This is a genomic window from Centipeda noxia ATCC 43541, from assembly GCF_000160555.1.
Lineage (GTDB): Bacteria > Bacillota > Negativicutes > Selenomonadales > Selenomonadaceae > Centipeda > Centipeda noxia.
Map to the genome: position 1 here is coordinate 112,285 of NZ_GG749282.1, position 20,617 is coordinate 132,901.

17 protein-coding genes and 1 riboswitch are annotated in these 20,617 nt (G+C 58.5%); all 17 genes read right to left on the reverse strand.

The annotated features are described in order from the left end of the window. Window positions 1–9: 9 nt before the first annotated feature. The 17 genes from HMPREF7545_RS09115 to dapA all read right to left on the reverse strand — a co-directional run bounded on the left by HMPREF7545_RS09115 (window position 10) and on the right by dapA (window position 20,590). Window positions 10–996 carry an ABC transporter substrate-binding protein gene (locus HMPREF7545_RS09115; RefSeq protein WP_006695453.1) on the reverse strand — a complete coding sequence of 329 codons (987 nt, stop codon included), beginning with the start codon at window positions 994–996 and terminating at the stop codon, window positions 10–12. Continuing rightward, complete coding sequence (gene cobN / locus HMPREF7545_RS09120) at window positions 993–4,676, reverse strand: cobaltochelatase subunit CobN (protein WP_006695454.1); 3,684 nt, start codon at window positions 4,674–4,676, stop codon at window positions 993–995. The genes HMPREF7545_RS09115 and cobN overlap by 4 nt, the downstream gene beginning before the upstream one ends. Next, window positions 4,673–5,773, reverse strand: a complete 1,101-nt coding sequence (locus tag HMPREF7545_RS09125) for an adenosylcobinamide amidohydrolase (RefSeq protein ID WP_040571364.1) — start codon at window positions 5,771–5,773, stop codon at window positions 4,673–4,675. The genes cobN and HMPREF7545_RS09125 overlap by 4 nt, the downstream gene beginning before the upstream one ends. Window positions 5,774–5,797: 24 nt before the next feature. Next, window positions 5,798–7,708: a VWA domain-containing protein gene (locus HMPREF7545_RS09130; protein ID WP_006695456.1), complete on the reverse strand. Its 1,911-nt coding sequence runs from the start codon at window positions 7,706–7,708 to the stop codon at window positions 5,798–5,800. A 22-nt stretch (window positions 7,709–7,730) separates the two neighbouring features. Beyond that, window positions 7,731–8,762, reverse strand: coding sequence for a magnesium chelatase ATPase subunit I (locus HMPREF7545_RS09135; protein WP_006695457.1), 1,032 nt, complete (start codon window positions 8,760–8,762; stop codon window positions 7,731–7,733). After that, complete coding sequence (locus tag HMPREF7545_RS09140) at window positions 8,759–9,811, reverse strand: radical SAM/SPASM domain-containing protein (RefSeq protein ID WP_006695458.1); 1,053 nt, start codon at window positions 9,809–9,811, stop codon at window positions 8,759–8,761. The genes HMPREF7545_RS09135 and HMPREF7545_RS09140 overlap by 4 nt, the downstream gene beginning before the upstream one ends. Window positions 9,812–9,822: 11 nt before the next feature. Next, complete coding sequence (locus HMPREF7545_RS09145) at window positions 9,823–10,788, reverse strand: ABC transporter substrate-binding protein (RefSeq protein WP_006695459.1); 966 nt, start codon at window positions 10,786–10,788, stop codon at window positions 9,823–9,825. Then, window positions 10,778–12,712 (reverse strand): TonB-dependent receptor plug domain-containing protein, encoded by a 1,935-nt coding sequence (locus tag HMPREF7545_RS09150; RefSeq protein WP_006695460.1) that lies wholly within the window; start codon window positions 12,710–12,712, stop codon window positions 10,778–10,780. Before HMPREF7545_RS09150 ends, HMPREF7545_RS09145 begins: the two co-directional genes overlap by 11 nt. Before the next feature lie 186 nt (window positions 12,713–12,898). After that, a riboswitch (cobalamin riboswitch) is annotated at window positions 12,899–13,158 on the reverse strand. 104 nt (window positions 13,159–13,262) lie between these two features. Then, complete coding sequence (msrB, locus tag HMPREF7545_RS09155; RefSeq protein WP_006695461.1) at window positions 13,263–14,387, reverse strand: peptide-methionine (R)-S-oxide reductase MsrB; 1,125 nt, start codon at window positions 14,385–14,387, stop codon at window positions 13,263–13,265. A gap of 29 nt (window positions 14,388–14,416) precedes the next feature. Continuing rightward, window positions 14,417–15,112, reverse strand: coding sequence for a uracil-DNA glycosylase (locus HMPREF7545_RS09160; RefSeq protein WP_006695462.1), 696 nt, complete (start codon window positions 15,110–15,112; stop codon window positions 14,417–14,419). Between the two features lies 1 nt (window position 15,113). After that, window positions 15,114–16,109, reverse strand: coding sequence for a 2-amino-4-hydroxy-6-hydroxymethyldihydropteridine diphosphokinase (folK, locus tag HMPREF7545_RS09165; RefSeq protein WP_006695463.1), 996 nt, complete (start codon window positions 16,107–16,109; stop codon window positions 15,114–15,116). Continuing rightward, complete coding sequence (folB, locus tag HMPREF7545_RS09170; protein WP_006695464.1) at window positions 16,079–16,447, reverse strand: dihydroneopterin aldolase; 369 nt, start codon at window positions 16,445–16,447, stop codon at window positions 16,079–16,081. The genes folK and folB overlap by 31 nt, the downstream gene beginning before the upstream one ends. Before the next feature lies 1 nt (window position 16,448). Further along, the gene (gene folP, locus HMPREF7545_RS09175) at window positions 16,449–17,291 is read right to left on the reverse strand and encodes a dihydropteroate synthase (protein ID WP_040571365.1); all 843 of its coding nucleotides are present in this window, start codon (window positions 17,289–17,291) and stop codon (window positions 16,449–16,451) included. Further along, the gene (gene folE / locus HMPREF7545_RS09180) at window positions 17,266–17,874 is read right to left on the reverse strand and encodes a GTP cyclohydrolase I (RefSeq protein WP_006695466.1); all 609 of its coding nucleotides are present in this window, start codon (window positions 17,872–17,874) and stop codon (window positions 17,266–17,268) included. The genes folP and folE overlap by 26 nt, the downstream gene beginning before the upstream one ends. Window positions 17,875–17,884: 10 nt before the next feature. Further along, window positions 17,885–18,820: a homocysteine S-methyltransferase gene (mmuM, locus tag HMPREF7545_RS09185; protein ID WP_040571366.1), complete on the reverse strand. Its 936-nt coding sequence runs from the start codon at window positions 18,818–18,820 to the stop codon at window positions 17,885–17,887. A gap of 38 nt (window positions 18,821–18,858) precedes the next feature. Continuing rightward, window positions 18,859–19,635, reverse strand: a complete 777-nt coding sequence (locus tag HMPREF7545_RS09190) for a basic amino acid ABC transporter substrate-binding protein (protein ID WP_040571367.1) — start codon at window positions 19,633–19,635, stop codon at window positions 18,859–18,861. A 70-nt stretch (window positions 19,636–19,705) separates the two neighbouring features. Next, entirely contained in the window at window positions 19,706–20,590 is an 885-nt protein-coding gene (gene dapA, locus HMPREF7545_RS09195; protein WP_040571368.1) for a 4-hydroxy-tetrahydrodipicolinate synthase, read from the reverse strand. Window positions 20,591–20,617: the final 27 nt, after the last annotated feature.

Below are 20,617 nucleotides of genomic sequence, written 5' to 3' on the forward strand. Positions count from 1 at the left end.
AGGATCACCTTATTCCACAGCCGTAAGAAACTCATGCCGTGACTGTTTGAACTCGTCGCCGTAGAGAATCCACGCCGTCTCCTGAATACCATACACAATGTTCTGCGAGAGATTGTAAACGTAGCGCGCCCACGGATGTCCGATCTGGCGCTCCCGCACGGCAGTCATCTGCGCGAGCGAAGGGTCCTCCAGATACTGACGTCCGTAGTTCTCCTCATTGGTCGCACCATCCTCATAGCTGGGGAAAAAGAGGTAGTCCGGATTCGCCGCGACGAGCTGCTCCTTCGTCATCTCCTGCCCCATGCGGTTGCCTGCCGCTGCCTTGGCGTTGATCGAATCCGTACAGCGGCAGAGCTCGTCAAAGGTGCAGCCTGCGCCGCCGTAGTTCACCATGATGGAGATGAGTGCAATGCTCTTATGCTTCTTCTCCTCCGGAACCTCTGCCACCTTCGCACGGATCTCAGCAAGCTTTTCCTCCATCATGCCGATGAGTTTCTCCCCGCGCTCCACTTCGCCGACAGCCGCTGCATAGAGTCGGATATTATCGTGAATATCCTCTATTGTCGCAGCGGACTTGCAGACGAGAACCGGCACGTTCAGCTCGCGGATGGCATCGATGTTCTCACGTGGCATCCACGGCGTCACGACGACGAGATCCGGATGCAGCGCCGCAATCTGCTCGGCTGACGGACTGCGGGGGATGACCGTCGGAATCCGGTCACACACCCACGGAATATTCGTATGTTCCCGATCGGCGAGAGATTCATTGATCGCCGCCATGCGCTCCGGCTCCACAAGGCCAAGCATCAGCTCATCCGTACCAGCACTGACGGTCAGGATCCGCTGCGGCTTATGCGCGATCGTGATGACCGTGCCCTCCACATCCGTAACCTGATAACCCCCTCCCTGGTTATTGGAAAGGTCAACGCAGCCCGTGAGAAAGCATACGGTGAGAATCGCTATGAAAAAGGTCATGAGTTGATTTTTGCAGCTCATACGGTCCCCTCCGAACGCTCCTCGAGATCGCCCTCAATGGAAAGATAGAGACTGCGCACCTCTGCAAGAGTTTCCTCGGATGTGTTCCACAAGCCGCGCTGCTGTGCCTCGAGCAGTGTCTCCGCCATGCGGTGAAGCGCCCACGGATTGACATCCTGCATCCACTCCTGCATGCCCGCGTCCAGCACATATTTGCGCGCGTAGCCCTCATACATCCAATCCTTCATCACGCCGCTTGTCGCATCCCATTGATAGCTGTGCGCAAGATAGTTCGCGAGATCAGAGGCACCCTTATAGCCGTGCTCCTTCATCCCCTCGATGAACTTCGGATTCATCGCTTCCCCGCGGAAGAGGCGGGCCGCCTCCTCAGCGACGCTGCGCAGGACAATGCGCTGCCGGTCGCTCGAGTCGCCCGTATAGGAGCGCGGAGCCTTGCCCGTCAGTGCCCGCACGGTCGCAATCATGCCGCCGTGGTAGGCGTTGTAGTCGTCCGAGCTGAACATATGCGTCTCACGTGTATCCTCGTTCTTGACCGTGACATCGAGCCCCGCCATACGGCGCTGAAACACCTCGGGATCATAACCGCGTGCGAACCCGTCACCGCCGTATGCGGTTCCCGAGAACCGCGTATAGACCGCCGCCAGATCGTCAAGCGTCTCCCATGCCTTCGATTCGAGCAGGTCACCGATGCCCGCACCATACGCACCCGGCGGGTCACCAAAGATGCGTACAGAGGCGCGTTCCCATGCACTCTCCCGCGCCTCCCCCTGCTCCTCGAGCCAGGCGGTATCTGCGAGGACGTGCTTGCGCACATAGTTCTCCTCGTCGCTCTCATCGAGGTCGCGCACCATGCGCACCGCCTCATCGACCCAGCGTACAGCGTTCGGAACAGCATCGCGGAACAATCCGCTGATGCGTGCCGTCACATCGATACGAGGCCGCTGCAGCTCGGCGATGGGGATGATCTCGAGACCGCAGACACGCTGCGAGGGTCGCAGCCATATGGGACGCACCCCCATGAGATAGAAGAGCTCTGCGATGCACTGCCCATGGCTCCGCATATTCGAGCCCGCCCAGAAGACAATCCCAACCGCCTCCGGATAGCGCCCCTCATCGCTGATATACTGCTCGATGAGGGCATCACCGAGCTGTTTTCCGTACTCCCATGCAGCAGCCGTCGGCATACAGCGCGGGTCGAGACCGTAGAAATTCCGCCCCGTCGGGAGCACATCCACGCCGTTTGTCGTCGGTGCGCCTGCAGGGCTTGGCTCGATGTATCTTCCTGTGAGCGCGCGCAGCGTCTCCGTAATCTCCCCCTCTGTACGGCGCAGACGCGGCACCATATCCTTCGCGATCTCGTGCAGCGCATGAGAAAATGATGCGCGTTCCTCCGCAGAGGCAGCGGCGATACAGGGACGTGTCATTGCCTGCTCAACGGCCTCCGGAGCATAGTCATATTCAGCGAGGAAGGAGATGAGCGCGCGCATCTCTGCCTCGACCGCGTCCAGCTTCCTGCCATAGGTCATCCCATCTGCTGTCATGCGCTCGCTGTGCGTGAGGAGCTCCTCATAGTCATAGCCTGCCTGCGCGGCGAGCAGGCGAACGAGAGATTTCTCCCCGCCGTGCTCCATGCGCACGAGTGCGCACAGGAAATCGATCAGCCCCTCTCCCTCGGGTGCACGCCCGAGAATGTGCAGGCCCGTACGGATCTGCATGTTCTTGATGTCGGTCACATAGTTGTGGAGGCGCGCCGTATAATCGTCGAAGTCATCGCCCTCATCAATCTCATCCTCAAAATGACAGGCACCCGCCTTTTCACGGACGATATCCTGCACAGCCTCGATATTGTCCGGCTGCGCCGCACGGAAGTGGACGTACTCATCGAGAGCCTGCTCGAGCTCTTCGAGTTCCTCGAATCCTCCTGCCAGCTGCATCGGCGGGGAGAGATGGCTGATGAGGCACGCCGCACCGCGGCGTTTTGCCTGAATCCCCTCCCCAACGATCGTGATCCAGTAGGGATAGACGTCCGGCAGATCGCCCAGCGACACATCCGGGTAACAAGTATCGGACAGGCCGGTGCTCTTCCCCGGCAGCCACTCGAGCGATCCGTGTGTTCCGACGTGGATCACGGCATCCGCCTTCCAGATATCGCGCAGCCAGTGATAGTACCCGATGTAGTGATGCGTCGGTGCAGCATCGGGCGAATGCAGGAGCTTCCCCGGATCCTCACCAAACCCGCGCGGCGGCTGCACCGTGATGAACAGATTCCCGTTCAGCGTGCCCGGGATGAGCAGTGTCCCGTCATAGCTCAAAACGTCGCCGGGTTCATCACCCCAGTCTCGCACGAGCTGCGACCGCACCTGCGCGGGCAGCTCTGTGAAAAATGCCCGATACTGCTCTGCCGTCAGCTGTCCGTCCGCAGACTTTGCCAGCGCCGCACTCATAAAGCGGCGGTCATTCGTCGCGTGATCCGTCAGCAGCTTCATAAACGCCTTGCTGCTCTCCGGAATCTCATCCATAAGATAGCCCGCCGTGCGCATTGCCGTGAGCAGACGAAGCACGCTCTCCGGCGAATCAAGACCCGCAGCGCTTCCGATGTTCGCATTCGTCGGCGGATAGTTATGGAAAACAATGGCAATCTTCTTCTCCGCGTTCGGCTTATGCCGCAGCGCCGCCCACTTGCGTGCCTTGCACGCGATCCGCTCCATGCGCTCATCGAGGGCTGCATAGCTGACCTCACCGCTTTCGTCGCGCACCTTCGCTGCGATCGGTACGGCATGGATCACGCCGTCAAACTCCGGCATGGCAACGCTCATCGAGACCTCCATAGGATCAAGTCCCGCCGGAGAGCGCTCCCACTCCTCCTTTTGTGCAAGCACAGTATACGCCTCGAGAATGGGCACGCCGAGTTCATAGAGGTCCTCAATGCGCGTGCCGCCTGCCTTGATGGAGAACTTCATCGTACTGATGATCACGTCGACAAAAGGCTCTCCATCCCTGCAGAAGTACTTGCGAATCGCATCCATCAGCGTCGGCGACTCTACGCGTTCGTCACGATAGGAATTGGAAAACACAGCGACCGCGTTCATCCCCTCCGCCTCGATTGCACGAACGAGCGCAGTATGGTAGGTGAAGTCCCCCGTAATCCATTCCGAACGGTAAAAGATCATCCCGACCGTCGGACGCCCTTCCTCGTAATGCGAGGCGAGATATCCCGCGATGTCCTCGGGATCCCCCGTCCAGTCCGGATGATAGACGCCGTTCCACGCGAGCGGACGCGGCGGCTCTGCTGTGCAGACAAGCCCTCCGAACTCTCCGCCGAGCCAGTAAAAAAGATTGCGCATATTCTCCTCGCCGTCATAGCGAAAATATGCCCATGCCGTCTGGATCTGCTCCTCCGAGAATCCATATGTCACCTTATCATGATCGGCATTGTCCACGACGATCAGGTGCGGCGTCCGATTCCTCTGCAAATTGCGTGACGCCTTTTTCAAGAAGTCATTGTCGAGTCCTGTGCCCATCCAGAGGAAAAGATGAAGATCCGCATCTGCGCGCATCGCATTCCAATCGTCCATGCCGCTGACAGGGCACACGCACACCTCGGGTTCCTCCATATAGGCGGCGCATCGGCGCGCGAGCACAGTGACGCGCAGAATGTTCGTATAGACTGCAATCCTCATATCTTCCCTCCTTCCGGCAGCTCCTCTGCCCTTGCACAAACAGAATCCACAAGAAATGCCGCGATTGCCTGCATATAGTCCTCTCCATCCTGCTGCGCCGCAGGCGGCGGAACATCTGCGCAGCGCGCCATCTCCACGAGAAAATGTGCCCCCATCGTACGTGTCTCCTCCTCCGTGAGGAGCCCCCACAGAAATTCATCGTAGAGGTGTATATAGCTCACGCCGAGGACAAAGACACCCGGCCGCGCTCCGATCTCATGAAGGATCTGCAGAAAACGCGGCTTGATGAGGTGCACGGTCTGTACCCGCTCCTCATAGTCGTGCCAGAGAGAATCTCCGGTAATACCGAAACGGCGCAGACGGCGCAGAAGATTGTGCTGACGCGCGGGGGTCAGCCCCGACTGCTTCCCAAGCGTCTCCTTGACCGCAGCCATGATGGACTGACCGATCAGCTCGCCGAGTTTGGAATGTTTGCCCGCCCCCTCGAAGTACAGCGGCGACTCCGTATTGGCAACGATGATCGTCTGATCGGTGCCCGAGCCCGTGGCAAGTCCGCAGGAGTAACGGCTCTCCGCCATGAGCTCCTGCAGCGCCGCTGTCTTTGCTTCTGTGCAGGTAACGAGCGCACGTGCGAGAATCCCCGGCGGCAGATCTGCGTCGATCACAAGGATGATGTTGATCGTTCCGCATTTCTTCGGAACGGTCTTGTAATACGATGCCGGATCGCCGACACGTCCTCCGTTGGTCTCCACACCTCCCGTTACAATGGAAGTCACTGTGAGTTCCTTGTAGCTGCGCGACTGTATGGAGACGTTCTCCATCTGGGCGGCGGTTCCCATCCCCGTCGTGCGGTCCGGATCCAGCCCGATCCTCTGCGCGACGATGCGCATGCTCTCCACATAGGTTGAAGCGAACTCCTCACAGGGCATGCCTGCCCCCTGCGTCATATCGCGGTTGAACACCGCTGTAAAGTCCTCATGGTATCCCCCGTTGTACAGCGATGTGCTGAGTACCTTGCGTGCACCGGAAAAGAACAGCGCAATGCTCTTGTCGTATCGGTAGGCAACGTCCCCCGTTGTCAGCTTGGCCAGTTCCACGATGTCTGATGACCTCCTGTGCAATCACATCTGCATGCTGCGGGATGCGCGGACAATCTCGAGCACCCCCTCAGCTGAGAGCTGTTCCAACGTATAATAACGCGCCTCCATACGGCGGGCGATCTCCGGTGCAGCTCCAACCCGCGGCACCCCCCGCTCCGTATCAAGAACAAGCGTGAGCGCCTGCGTGCCTGCGATCTCTTCTGCTGCACGCAGGGCACGCTGTACGCCGCCATCTCCGTCCCGCGCCGTATTCGTTCGCCCGTCCGTAATCAGGACAAGCACCGTTTTCTCACTGCCTCTGCGTTCCAGTTCACGCAGCGTTTGCAGAGCGCAGGCGAGGCCCTCGGCAAGCGGCGTCCGTCCGCCCGTCGGCAGGTCGCGCAGCTGCTTTTCCGCCAGCTCCACACTGCGCGTCATCGGCAGGAGCGTCTCCGCACGATCCCGCCGAAAGGCAATCAGCCCCACACGGTCGCGCTTTTGATATGCCTCCTGCAGGAGGGCAAGGATTGCTCCCTTCACCATCCTCATGCGCTCGCGTGCACCCATCGAACCGCTCGCATCGACGAGAAAAAGGATATTTGCCGCTGAGCGTTTCGCACGCACCCAAACGCGCACATCCTCAGGACGGATCACAACCGTCTGCGTCCCCTGACGCGCGCGCTGATACGGGGCTGCCGCACGCAGCGTAGCAGAGAGTGCGAGATCGAGACGGGCACCTGAATGCGGCAGTTCCGTGCGCAGGCAGCGGCCGTCCGCCGTATGCGTCTGAACGATGTCGCGCTTTCCGCTCTTTCTGCCCTGGGCACGCATCGTCATGGAGAGGAGCGAGAGCCGCGCCATGACGTTCTCAAGCGGGGCTGCGACACGATCGTCTTCATCCGCATGCGCCTCCTCCGGCGGGGACGGATCGTCCGCCCCGTCCTGAGGCGCATTCTGGGATTCGTTCTCCGACGAGGCTCCATGAGGACTCTCCGCTCCTCCGTCATCCTGCGGAGGAGGTGCTTCCTGCGGCTCATCCGGCATGTCATTCCCGCCCTGCTCCGGGGCATTCCCAGCATCGGGCGGCGGCTGCTGTTCCTCCTGCGGGCGGCTCATCCGATGCACGAGCACGAACTCCGCAGCTTCCTCCACATCCGCAGGCATGACGAACGATCTTCCTGCGAGCGCTGCAGTCGCACACGCCGCCTCGATGAGATAAATCTCCGCATGGTTGCCGACACAACATGCGCGCGCAGCACAGGCTGCCGCAAAGCGGAGAATGGCAGACGGGACCTCTACGCGCGGCAGCAATGCGCGGGCACGGCTGATCATCGCTCCGAATGCCTCCTCCTGTGCAGCATAGGAAGCACGAAAGGATGCCGGATCGCGCTCGTATGCGAGTACACGTGCGGCGATCTCGCTCCGCTGCGCCGCATCCCCCTCCTCCTCCATCGTCACAAACATACCGAAAGAATCCAGCAGAGCGGGGCGAAGCGTACCCTCTGCAGGATCCATCGTACCGACAGGCGTATAGGAAACCTCCTCGATGAACGACAGCCCGTCCCGTTCGAGGCGAAAAGAACCATCTCCCGCACATTTCAGGACCGTGGACAGAATATCCTCACGCAGGAGGTTGGCCTCGTCCATATAGAGAAATGTATTGCGTGCACGGTGCAGCAGGCCGTGCCGCAGGCGCCGCTCGCCTTTTTGCAGGGCCGTCTCCATGTCGATTGTGCCGAAGATCATATCCTCCGACGCTCCAAGCGGCAGTTCCGTAATTTTTCCGGCTGGTGTAAACGGTGCTGCCGCACGGACGAGAACGGATTTTGCCGTGCCCCGCGTGCCGGAGATCAAGAGGCCTCCCGCACGCGGGTTGATGAGCGCAATCGAAAGTGCGCGCCGTGCGTGCTCCTGCCCGACAACGGCAGTCAGCGGATAACGCGGAGTATCCAAGTTTTTTCCTCCGAAAAGCTATTTATGCACTTTCTCCCAAGATCGCATCCACCGCACTCCAGTCGACCGCCCCCTCCTCGAAAGGACGGCGGCGCATACGGTGTGCGAGAACGAGGCGGCTGACGCGCTGCAGGTCCTCTGCCGTCACCGCCATGCGTCCTGCAAGTGCTGCATGGGCAATGCCTGCCTTGATCAGCGTAATATCCGCACGGTGTCCGTCGACGCCGAGCGTCAGCGAGATCTGAGCTGCATAGCCGAGGATTTCATCCGGCACCTCTACATGGGGGACACGCGCACGCGCCGCAGTGATCTGTTCACGCAGTTCCTGCTGGGCTCCTGCATAGGCCTCAGCAAAGGCATCGGGATCGCGCTCATAGGCAATCCTGCGGCGAATCACCTCAACGCGCGTCTCGGCTTCACATTCGCCTGCAACGGTCACGGAGAGCGCAAAACGATCGAGGAGCTGCGGGCGGATGTCCCCCTCCTCCGGATTCATCGTCCCAACGAGAACGAAGCGCGCCGGATGGGCATAGGAGATGCCCTCACGCTCCACAGTATTGACACCCATTGCCGCAGAGTCGAGCAGAATGTCGACGATATGATCCTCGAGCAGATTGATCTCATCTACATAGAGGATGTTGCGGTTCGCCGCCGCCAAAATGCCTGGCTCGAATTCCTTGCGCCCGTGCTGAATCGCTGCCTCCATGTCGAGTGTTCCAACCACGCGGTCCTCCGTCGCACTGACGGGCAGTTCCACCACACGCATCGGAACTTCCTCTGCCGTGAGCTCTTCTCCGAATCCCCGCCTTGCACGGCAGGCATCACAGTAGAGATCCGGCAGCGACGGATCACAGTGACAGGCACAGCCGGTCACCGCCCGCAAATTCGGCAGGAGTGCTGCAGTAGCACGAACAGCAGTGGATTTCGCCGTCCCTTTCTCGCCCTTGATCAGCACACCGCCAAGCGACGGCATGACAACGCTGAGAAGGAGCGCCTTCTTCATCTCCTCCTGTCCGACAATGGCTGTAAACGGATAAACCGCTTTTGTTTTCATGTAGGTATCCCTTCGTATGTATGAATATCCGAGGCATGCACCGTCTGCATTGCTGCGCGCTTCAGTGCACATTCTGCAGCACATAAGGCGTCGCTGCCCATGCAGCGCGCCCAGCAGGCTCCGCCGCACGATGTAAAATCCCGACATGTCCGGCAGAATTCCATGCTGCTCTGCATCTCATGCGCGGTCTCTTCCTGCCGCCGGGCATCAATGCCATGCTCCACGTCGCCGAGCAGAAAGCGCGCATCGCCGACAAAGGAAGAGCAGGCATAGATCCGCCCCGCGGCATCCACATGAACCCCGGCTCCGTTCATCGCATGACAGTGAGAGAATCCGTCATCCGTGCGATGCGCAAGACATGCAGCCTGCTCCGCCTGTGCGACGGCAATGTGCTGCCCGGTCAGTCGTTCAAGTTTCCTGCAAAGATCAAAGACACGCGCCATCGCATGTGCAATATCCTCCGGCCGTGCAGGGGCAACAGCCGTGCCGCGCCCCTGTCCGCGCAGGAGGTCAAAGCCCACGCGGCGCACATTGCCGAGATAGTATGCCATCTCTATGATGCCGGGGAGTTCCCCGACATTTTCCGCCGTAACAACACAGGTCAGACCGATCTCAATGCCGCGCTGTGCGAGACGCCGAATCCCGGTGATCACGTCGGGCGAAGTGCCGCGCCCATCGGGATAGCAGCGGAGCGCATCGTGAACAGAGGGCCTGCCGTCGAGGCTGACGCCGATGCCGATGCCCGCACCGTGCAGGAAGTCTGCCGCCTCATCCGTAATCAGTGTCCCATTCGTCTGGAGATCCATGCGCGCCCGTATCCGATTGGTGCGGATATAGTCTGCAGTCCGGCGCAGCAGAGGAAGAGCCAGCAGCGGCTCGCCGCCCGAGAACTGGAGGATGAACGGAGCTCCGCCCTTCGCTGCGAGGTCAATCGCACGGCGTGCTGTCTCCCACGTCATCGTTCTGCGGTCTTGACCGGATGCATAGCAGTAGCGGCACGCAAGATTGCAGTCTCCCGTGAGACTCAGCACCAACATCCGCAGCAGCATCACAGTCTCCTTTACTTCACATCTGCAAAGCGCTCGGGGTAGACCGCACGTGCGAGTTCATAGACGCACTCAATCGCGTTCTGCCCTGCGCTGTAACGATAGGTATCGGGCACGGTGTAGAGATGATTCTCCCGCACCGCCTTAACATGCATGAACAGAGGATCATTGCGGAGCTTTTGGCGAAAGTCCTCCGTCTTTTCCCCCTCCGCACTCCATGTCGGTAGGAGGAATACATCCGGATCGAGCGCAACAATCTGCTCCATCGAGACGGGCGTATCCGCCGTCAGTCCGACGATCGCGGCGCCGTTGCGCAGAGACGCATGGCGGCACATATCGTCAAAGAGGCCGTCCTTCTGCCCGAATACGCCGCTGAACGCAAACGCGACAATGATCGGCCGCTCCGCCTCAGGGATGTCCCCAACGCGACGCTCGACATCAGCGAGACGGGCACGCTTTTCGGCAATGAGGGCCGCAGCGTTCTCCTCCTGCCCGATCAGCCTGCCGATCTCCTCGATGCGGGTAAAAATTCCCTCGATGCGCTTTGGCGTTCGTGAAGCATAGACCGTCAGCCCGAGGTCGCGCAGACTCTCCACGAGTTCCTTCGGCACTCCGTCCGTGGTAAAAACGAGATCCGGATGCAGTGCAAGCACACGCTCTGGGCTCCGGTCCTTTAGTTTTACCGGGACAGCCTTCGCCGCCTCCGTCATGGAGGAGAGTCCAGGATCATCCGCGTATGCAGTGAGCGCTGCAATCTGCTCGGGCGGCGCAATGGCGAGAAGGATCTCATCTGTTGCGAGGCCAAGCGAGACGACACGCTGCGGCTTTTCCCGCAGGACGACCTCCACCCCCGTATCATCCGTTCCGCGATAAAACACAGATGGCTCTGCCGCATTCTGCTGCTCCCCCGCACAGCCGGGGAGAATACCGGCTGCAAGGAGGAGCAGCAAAAGCGTGCAGAGCTGTACATTAGAACGCATGCGTATAGGTCAGGCGGAAGTTGCGCCCGAGATCGAGGTTGCCGTAACGGTTGGAGTAGTTCTCACGGTTCAGCAGATTGTAGATGCCGAGTGAGACCACATCGTCTTTGCCCGCCGTGTAGATCACGTTCATATTGAGCTGAATTTTATCGGGCACATCCTGTGCTGCTCCAAATCGTTGTGCAACATATTCACGATCACCGAGATATTTCAGATTCAGATTGCCCTGCCATTTTGCCATCTGATAGTCGAGGCGGACAAGGCCTTCGAGGCGGCCGGCATCCTGCACCCATTTTTTCGCTCGTGTTGACGGATCCTGTACTTCGGGGTTGGATACAGAACCGCCAAGAGTCAAGCGCCATACATTATTGAAGCGTTTTGTATATTCGACTTCGACACCTGTATTTTTAAAATTCCCCTTGTTCACGGGATAATTTTCCTGTGTTGCGGAATCTCTTGCCCAGCCGATTTTATTCTTCATATTCATATAGTAGACAGCAGCCTTCCACGTGTCGTTTCCGCGATGCATTTTGAGTCCCGTTTCATAAGTCCACCCTTCCTCAGGCTTCAAGCCTGCGGGATTATACCTCGTATAGCTGAAGCTGTCATCCACGGTCGGCATCTGGAATGCCTTGCCGATATTGATATACCACGCCGTATTCCGGTCGAATTGATAGTTTGTCTGGAACTGCGGCATAAAGACATTTTGATCCTTTACAGGGTCATTGATGAACTCACCGCGCAGGCCAAGCGTAACGTTGAACTTCGGTGTAAATTGCTTGCTGTAAGAAGCATAAAGAGAATTTCCCGTACGCACGGCAGAACGCCGTCTTGCAGGCGTGTCAATCGCCTCACGCTTGTAGGAATATCCGAAGACAAGAGAGTCTTCATGAATTCTCCAGTTCTTTTGGATATCAAATATCTCTCCGTCCATTGTTGCATTGGATGCCAATGGACGGTTTGCAATGAAATCGTACCCCCATACCTTGCGGTAGGTATAGCCGAGAAGCGCGCGAATCCCATTCTCCTTTCCCTGATAGATGAGGCTTGCCGTGTGGCGATAGTCGTTATGACGATAATTGTATTTGGTTCCCTCGGGGACAAGCGCCGTCCCCGCAGCATTCTTGTCATAGCGAGTGCCGCCGCGCGTGATATCCGCGTCCATATAATTATAGTTCAGCGAAACGTCATCCGTAAGCTGCGCCATAATGCCGACACGATTTTTCTTTCCTTTGCCGACCCACCAGTCAACCCACGAGATCTTATCTATGCCGAATCCATTGGAGTGCGGCATATCCTTCGACCATTCGCGGCTCACATCAACGACGACACGATCTCCGACATAAGTCGCATTGCTTTTCTTAAAGTAATTGCCCAGTGTCTGACTGAGCTTAAATTCCGACTCCCCTGCCGTCGGTTTTTTCAAGATAATATTAACGACGCCGCCCATTGCGTTTGCACCGTAGAGGGTCGATGACGCACCTTTGACGATCTCGATGCGCTCTACCATCGACGCAGGAATCCCTTCCGTGCTCGGATAGTTCTTGAGATTCATCGGCACGCCGTTTACCATGACGAGCGTACCGCGGTCAAAGCCGCGCATAACAATGCGCCCCGCGGCAAAGCCGAAATCCTGCCCCGCCTCACCATAAGATGTGCTCGTTGAACCGATCTGCTGATCGATGGCTTCGAATACGTTGCGGTAGCCCGCCTTCTCAATCTCCTTCGCCGTGATGATCGTCATCGTCGCAGGCGTATCGATATCCCGCTTCTCACGGCGCTGCGCCGTCACAACGGTCTCATTCAAATCATGCACCTCGACCTGATCCGCCGTCGCCTGCTCCGCGGCATATCCTGTCCCCGCAAGACTCGCTCCGGCAAAAGCTGCAAGTATTGCCAGCGTCCGCTTCTTCTCTCTTGTCATACTCCTTTGTCACCTTTCTGCCACAGAACTCTCTCTATGTGCACTCATTGTTGAAAACTTCCCCAAACGAATTAAAAAGCCCTTTCCTGCCAATACAGAAAAGGGCTTGTATGCATCAAAGGATCTCAGCGGCAGCATGATAAATAAACCGCACGCAAATCTCCATCCCCATCACTCGCAGGTCAAACGGCGATTGTCAATCAGGCAGTTCTCCTGGCTCCAGTTCATCGCACGTCTGCGCCTTCCCAAGGATAACCTCAGTGACATTCTCGAAAATGCACGCGGCATTCTCGTGCAGACTTGCTCACTGTTACAGTGGCGGGACCGCTCCGGCTTCGCAGGCATCACAGCATCCCATTGCTGTTCATGATCCTTTCACCGGATTTTCTATTAAGTATGCAGAGACCGCGCAGAGTCCCTGCAACACCTGATCCAATTGCTATAAAGTTTTCACAAAAGACTTTGATAAAGATAACATTGGAAGAAGTACTTGTCAATATGACAAAGAGATATTTTACGAATTATCTCAATACGCTGGGATTTTCCGGGTTTATTTTTCCAGCAAATAGAGATAGTCTCCATAGCCCTCTTTCTCCATGTCCTCCTTCGGAATGAACCGCAGGGACGCGCTGTTGATGCAGTAGCGCAGGCCGCCGGTCTCTGTAGGGCCGTCATCAAAGACGTGCCCGAGATGCGCACCACTGCCCGCCGCAGTAACCTCCGTACGAACCATGCCATAGGAACGGTCTTCATGCTCTGCGATCAGTGCATCGTCGATCGGCCGTGAGAATGCCGGCCACCCGCAGCCGGAGTCATACTTGTCCGCAGAGATGAAGAGCGGCTCCCCCGTGGTAATATCGCAGTAGATGCCCTCACGAAATTCATGGTCATACTCGTTGAGGAAGGGGCGTTCGGTCGCTTTCTCCTGGGTGACAGCGTACTGCATCTCAGTCAGCCGCGCCTTGAGTTCAGCATCAGAGGGTTTCACAAAGCTGTGTTTCGCCTGCGGTGCAGCATTCTGTGCGGCTGCGCGCCTCTCCCGCATCTGCCCGATGAGGGCAGGCGAGATGTGGCAGTAACCGTTCGGGTTCTTCTCAAGATACTCCTGATGCTCCTCCTCCGCACGGTAGAAGTTCACAATCGGCCCCGTCTCGATCGCAAGAGGCTTGCCGATTTGTTTTTGAAGGGCATCCAGCGATGCGCGGATCACTGCCGCATCCGGATTTTCACTGCCGTCCGCATGCGCCGCATAGTAAATGCCGGAGCGGTACTGAGCTCCGATGTCGTTGCCCTGCCGGTCCTTCGCCGTCGGATCAATGGAGTCATAAAAAGCGGTCAGAAGGCTGTCAAGATCTACAATGCGCGGATCGTAGACAATGTGCACCGTCTCTGCATGACCGCTCCCGCTGCACACCTCACGGTATGAGGGATGCGATGTGCGGCCGTTTGCATAGCCGCTCTCTGCCGAAACAACGCCGTTTACGAGGCTCACATAAAGCTCTGTCCCCCAAAAGCAGCCGCCCGCAAGATAGATCTCCTTCTGCCCGTCTGTCGGCACGTTCTTCTGTACGATCTCATGCGGCATCTCCGCCGATGTCGCGGCAGGCGTGCCGCAGCCGCCGAGACAGGCGAGCAGTCCGAGGGCACAGATGCTGCGCAGGGATGATAGTTTCATGATGTTTCTCCTCTCCGAGAGTCTCAATACTACGCTTCGATCTCGCTCTCCGGCGGCAGCTGCCACTCGATTGGCGTCTCACCTGCCGCCGTGAGAAAGGAATTGACACGCGAGAATGGCCGGCTGCCGAAGAAACCGCGATGCGCCGAGAGCGGGCTCGGATGCGGCGATTCGACAATGAGGTGACGCGGATTCGTGATGAGGCTGCGCTTGCGCCGCGCAGGACTGCCCCAAAGGATAAAGGCAAGCGGCCGCTCGCGTGCGCCGAGCAGCTGAATGATATGATCGGTGAACCGCTCCCAGCCATGTCCCTGATGAGAGGCTGCCGCATGGGCGCGCACGGTAAGCACGGTGTTGAGGAGCAGCACGCCTTGCTGCGCCCAGGGGATGAGGCAGCCGTGCCCCGGCGGCGCGATCCCGAGATCGTCCTGCAGTTCCCGATAGATATTCAGCAGAGACGGCGGCGGCTCGACGCCGACCTGCACGGAGAACGAGAGCCCGTGCGCCTGCCCGTCGCCGTGATACGGATCCTGTCCGAGGATGACGACCTTCGTATCCGCAAAACTTGTGTAGTGCAGTGCGTTAAAGATCGCAAACATATCCGGATAGATGCGCTTTGTGCGGTACTCTACGATGAGGAATTGGCGCAGTTCCCGATAGTACGGCTGCGCCATCTCATCTGCAAGGAGTTCCTGCCAGTCATTTTTAAAAATTGCCTTTGCCATATTAAACTCTCTCGTAAATTTCAAAAATACAGTTTTCTCCGGCGCGTTTCTCTGTGCAAATAAAGCCGTCAAGCGGCGGAAAAAAAACGTCTGCCTCATATCTGCCGGGCAGTCGTGTCACATGAGCACGCCAGACATATGGCAGAAGGAGGCGATAGCATTCCTCGCCGCCGATGACAAAGATCGGACGAGGTTCGTCAAATGCGAGGCGCCCGAGCAGCGTCCATAGTTCCGAAATCTCCTGCACAACATGAAATCCGTCTGCCCGTTCAAGCGTTCGCGACAGAACAATATTCTCCCGTCCCTCGAGCGGCCGCTGCTCCGGCAGGCTCTCCATTGTCCTCCGCCCCATGACAACGATTCCGCCCATCGTCTGTCTGCGGAAATACGCCATGTCCTCGGGGCAGCGGACGAGCAGCTGACCGCCGCGCCCGATTCCGCCCGCCGCGTCACAGGCGGCGATGAGGTTCAGCGGATACGGCACAGAGAGCTCCGGCGCACGCACAATACCTGACGCATCCGCATGCTGCAGCCATGCAAATACCGCCCTCCCGCGCACGGTCAGATCAGGCGCAATCTCCGCGAGCGGGACAAGCACGAACGCGCGCTCCGTCAGATAGGGATGCGGCAAGGTCAGCACATCGTCCGAGGTCGTCACTCCATCAACGTACAGGAGGTCGAGATCGATCGTCCGCGCCCCCCAGTGTTCGCGCCGCACGCGGCCGAGCTCCCGCTCGATGCGCTGCATCTCCCCGATCAGGGAGTGCGGCGCACCGGCAAAGGAAACACACGCTGCAGCATTGAGAAAAGGCGGCTGATCGATCTTTCCCCATGGCGGTGTTTCATAAAATGAAGATACGCAGTCGATTTGAACGAATGAAAGCTCTGCCAGAGCCCGCAGCGCCGCACGCATTGTCTCTCCGCGCGCGCCGAGATTTGCCCCAAGGCCGATGTATGCCGTCTGTTTCACGGCGCTTTCCGCTCCCGCGTGATGCATACGCCGACATCCGAGAAGATGCCCGGAATCGGTGCCTCCGGTTTATGAACGGTGATGCTGGCACCCCGAATCATCGAAAAAGTACTCAGCACCTGCTCTGCAATGTCCTCGGCAAGTGACTCAATCAGATTCTTCGGTGCGCCCTCAATCGTCCTGCGCACAATTTCATAGACCTCGGCATAGTTCACTGTTTCTGCAACATCATCGTGCAGTCCTGCTGCGTGCAGATCGAGCAGCAGCTCCGCATCCACGACGAAGCGCTGGCGCATCTCCTTCTCGTGCGGCAGCACGCCGTGCGCTGCCGCAAAGGTCATGCCGCACAGAAAAATCTTGTCCATATCATGCTCCCAATATCGCGTCCGTCATGCGGCACATGCGTGCAATCGGCTTCACATCGTGCACGCGCACAATGGAGGCTCCGCGCGTGATGCCCAGGATGCATGCTGCCCCCGTCGCCTCCATGCGTTCCTCGACCGGAAGATCAAGCGCCGCGCCGATAAAGCTCTTGCGGCTTGCCCCAAGGAGGATGGGATATTCCGTGCCGTCAAAGGAGATCAGCTCATCCATCCGCCGAAGGACATGCATATTCTGCTCCACTGTCTTGCCGAAACCGATCCCGGGATCGAGGATGATGTTCTCCCGTGCAAGCCCGGCCTCATCGGCAAGTACAAGCGAACGCACAAAGAACTCCCGCATCGATGCGATGATATCCTCGCTGTATGCCGTCCCGTTCTGGTTGTGCATCACAACAACGGGCACATCCGCCTCTGCCGCCGCGCGCGCCATCTCTCCCGGCTCCTCCGCATACTGCAGGCCCCAGATATCATTCAGCAGATGCGCACCCGCATAGAGAGCCGCACGCGCCGTCTCCGCCTTGAACGTATCGACAGAAACCGGTACGGGACACTCCGCCAGCACACTCTCAAGAAAGGGCATGAGCCGTTCGATCTCCTCGCGTGCGCCCATCGGAACGAATCCGGGACGGCTGGACTCCGCACCGACGTCGATGATGTCGGCGCCGTCACGCACCATCTCCTCCATATGGCGAAGGGCACGGTCTCGCGTGTTCCACTTCCCGCCGTCCGAAAACGAGTCCGGCGTCACATTCAGAATGCCCATGACGAGCGTCCGCCCGCCGATCGCCAGTTCCTTGCCGTCACGGAATCGATATGTTCTCTGCACTGTCCCATTCTCCTAACATCTGCCATGCCTGAAGTTCCTTTGCCTTATCTTCACGGAAAATGCCCCGGCATGCTGAGGTCGTTGTCCGTGTGCCGTGCGCGCGTTCCCCGCGCATCGTCATGCAAAGCTGGCGCGCATCGAGCACAACGAGCACGCCCTCCGCACCAAGCCCCCGTTCAATCTCGCGCGCAATGTCCTCCGTCAGGCGCTCCTGCAGCTGCGGGCGGCGCGCCATGAGATCGACCAGCTGCGTGAAAATGCCAAAGCCCGCCACGCGTCCTGCGTGCGGGCGATAGACAATATGTGCCGTGCCGAAAAAGGGAAGCAGATGATGCTCGCATACCGAATGGAACGGAATCGTACGCACGGCAACGAGCCCGTCCGTCTCCTCCGTCATTGCATTCGTCCAGAGTTTCTGCGGATCAGAGCGCAGCCCTGAAAAGAGTTCCGCATAGAGTTCCGCGGCACGCGCGGGAGTATCCTTCATGCCCTGCGCCGTGAGATCGAGCCCGACCGCCGCCAGAAACTCGCGCATTGCGTGCTCTGCACGCGCGAGGTCAATCTCTGTCTGTGCATCCGCCATATTTACTACCTCACTCTGCTTTTTCCTTGGCCCATACCGCAATCGCGGCAATATCCCGCGGCCCCGTCCGGCAGCATCCGCCGATGATGCGTGCACCCGCAGCACGCCAGCGGCGGGCTGCCGCAGCAAAATTCTCTGCTGCGCCGTGCCACGTCTTATCCGATGCGTCGTAACTCTCCCCGGAGTTCGGGTAGATGACAATCGGCTTCTCCGTCTCCCGACGGATTGCGCGGATGAGTTCCTCAACATGCTGCGGCGCAGTGCAGTTCAGTCCGACCGCCGCAGCCTCCGGAACGCTGTCCAGCCAGCGCGCACACACCGCAATCGGTGTGCCGTCGCTGATGTGTGCCGCATCGCGGCAGGAGAACGAAAACCACGCAGGGATGCAAATCTCCTTTTCACGCAGCGCACGCACAACAGCGCGTGCCTCGACAAGACACGGCAGGGTCTCGCAGGCGAGCAGGTCGGGGTGCGCTGCAGCAAGAATCGCGAGACGCTCCGCATGAAATGCGGTCAGCGCATCCTCGTCGATGCCGTAGTTTCCCCGATACTCGGAGCCGTCAGCAAGATATGCCCCGTACGGGCCGACCGATGCCGCCACGAGCGGTGCACTTCCGCCTGCCCCGTGTTCCGCAAGATACAAATCGCGTGCCTCCTGTGCCAGGTGCACGGACGTCTGCAGGAGTGCCGCGGCTTCCTCTGCGCTGAACCCGCGTTTTTGAAACCCCTCCACGGTCGCCTGATAACTTGCACTCGTCACCACATCGGCACCGGCGCGCAGATAGTCCAGGTGAACCTCGCGCACAAGATCGGGCCGCTCAAAGAGAGCCTTCGCCGACCAGAGAGCATCATTCACCGAAAAACCACGCGCCTCGAGTTCCGTCGCAAACGCACCGTCGAGCACAATCACGTCCTGCACGGCAAGACGCTCTTCAATGACGTTCAATCCGGTCCCTCCTCCATATGCCTTTTGTCCCACTGCGGTCATTTCGCCGGCGGCTCCTTTCCGAACCACTTGCGGTAGATCTCCGCGTATTTTCCATTCTCCTTGATCGTCTTCAGCCCTGCATTGAGCTGGCCGAGCAGTTCCGCATTGCCCTTCTTGACTGCAATGCCGAGGTCCTCCTGGTTGATCTGCGCAGGCACAACCTTTGCAATGCCCTTGCCTTTGTTCTCGACATAGTACTCATCGACAGGCGTATCATTCACAACGGCATCAACACCGCCGTTGTAGAGATCGAGAAAGGCATCTGAGATCGTGCTGAACTCGTGCAGATCGGCATTTGGAATGCCGCGTGCAGCCTCTGCGCCCGTCGAACCGATCGTCACGCCGATACGCAGCCCCTCCAAATCATCAAAGCTGTTGATGCGCGTCTCATCCGCGCGGACGACCATACTCAGCCCCGCCTTGTAGTAAGAATCCGTGAAATCCACGGTCTTGGCTCGCTCCTCATTGATTGTCATATCCGAGATGGCAATATCGAGATCCCCCGTCTGAAGCGCAGGAATCAGCCCGTCAAAATTGAGGTTCTTGATTGCAACCTCATGCCCCTGCGTCTCTGCAATCGCGCGGATGATGTCGATGTCGAAGCCGACATACTCATGCGACTTCTCATCCTGAAACCCAAACGGCGCATAACTTGCATCCGTTCCGACGCGCCAAACATTTGATGCTGTCTTCTCCCCTGTACCGCAGCCCGCAAGACCGAACACTGCAACGGCAAAAATAGTCAGCCCCAAAAGGCATCTTTTCAAATTCATACTAAACAACCCCCATTTCATATGTTTTGCACATTTTACATGAAATGAGGGCGTCTGTCAAATGTTTTATTCAGATAAGATTGTGCGCACGCAGAGCTGCATCCAGCTTCGCCGCATTCGCAGGCTCCATCTCGGAGAGCGGCATGCGCAAAGGGCCCGCATCATAGCCGAGACGGCGCATCGCCGTCTTGACCGGGATCGGATTCACCTCGCAAAAGAGCGCATCGACGAGATCGGTGCATGCGATCTGCAGGCGCGCTGCCTCTGCGGCATTGCCATCGAAATAGTTCCGGCAGATATCATGTGTGAGCTGCGGCGCGATATTTGAGAGCACAGAGATCACGCCCTGCCCGCCGAGCGAGAGGATGGGCACGATCTGATCATCGTTGCCCGAGTAGACCGCGAGCTCATCGCCGACAGCCGCACGCAGGCGCAGGATCGCCGAGAGATCGCCGCTCGCCTCCTTGACCGCGACGATGCGCGGATGCTTTGCAAGCTGCACATAGGTCTCCGTCTTGATGTTGACGCCCGTGCGCGAGGGGACATTATAGAGGATCGAGGGGATATTGACGCTGTCCGCAATTGCTCTATAGTGCGCAATGAGACCGTTCTGCGTACATTTGTTGTAATACGGCGTGACAAGGAGAAGCGCATCTGCCCCGACCTCCTCCGCATACTTCGAGAGTTCAATCGCATAGGAGGTCTCATTCGAGCCTGTGCCCGCAACCACGGGAATACGCCCCTTTACCTGCTCCACAGCAAAGCGAATCGCCCCGCGGTGCTCCGCATCCGTCATCGTCGCAGACTCTCCCGTTGTGCCCGTGATAATGATGGCATCGGTCCCGCCCGCAATCTGGTCCTCAATGATGTGTCCAAGTTCCGGATAATTGATTCCTGTTTCGGTAAACGGCGTAATGACAGCAACGCCTGCGCCACGGAAAACAAGCTTTTTCATGGCAAGCTCCCCCTTCAAATTCATCTG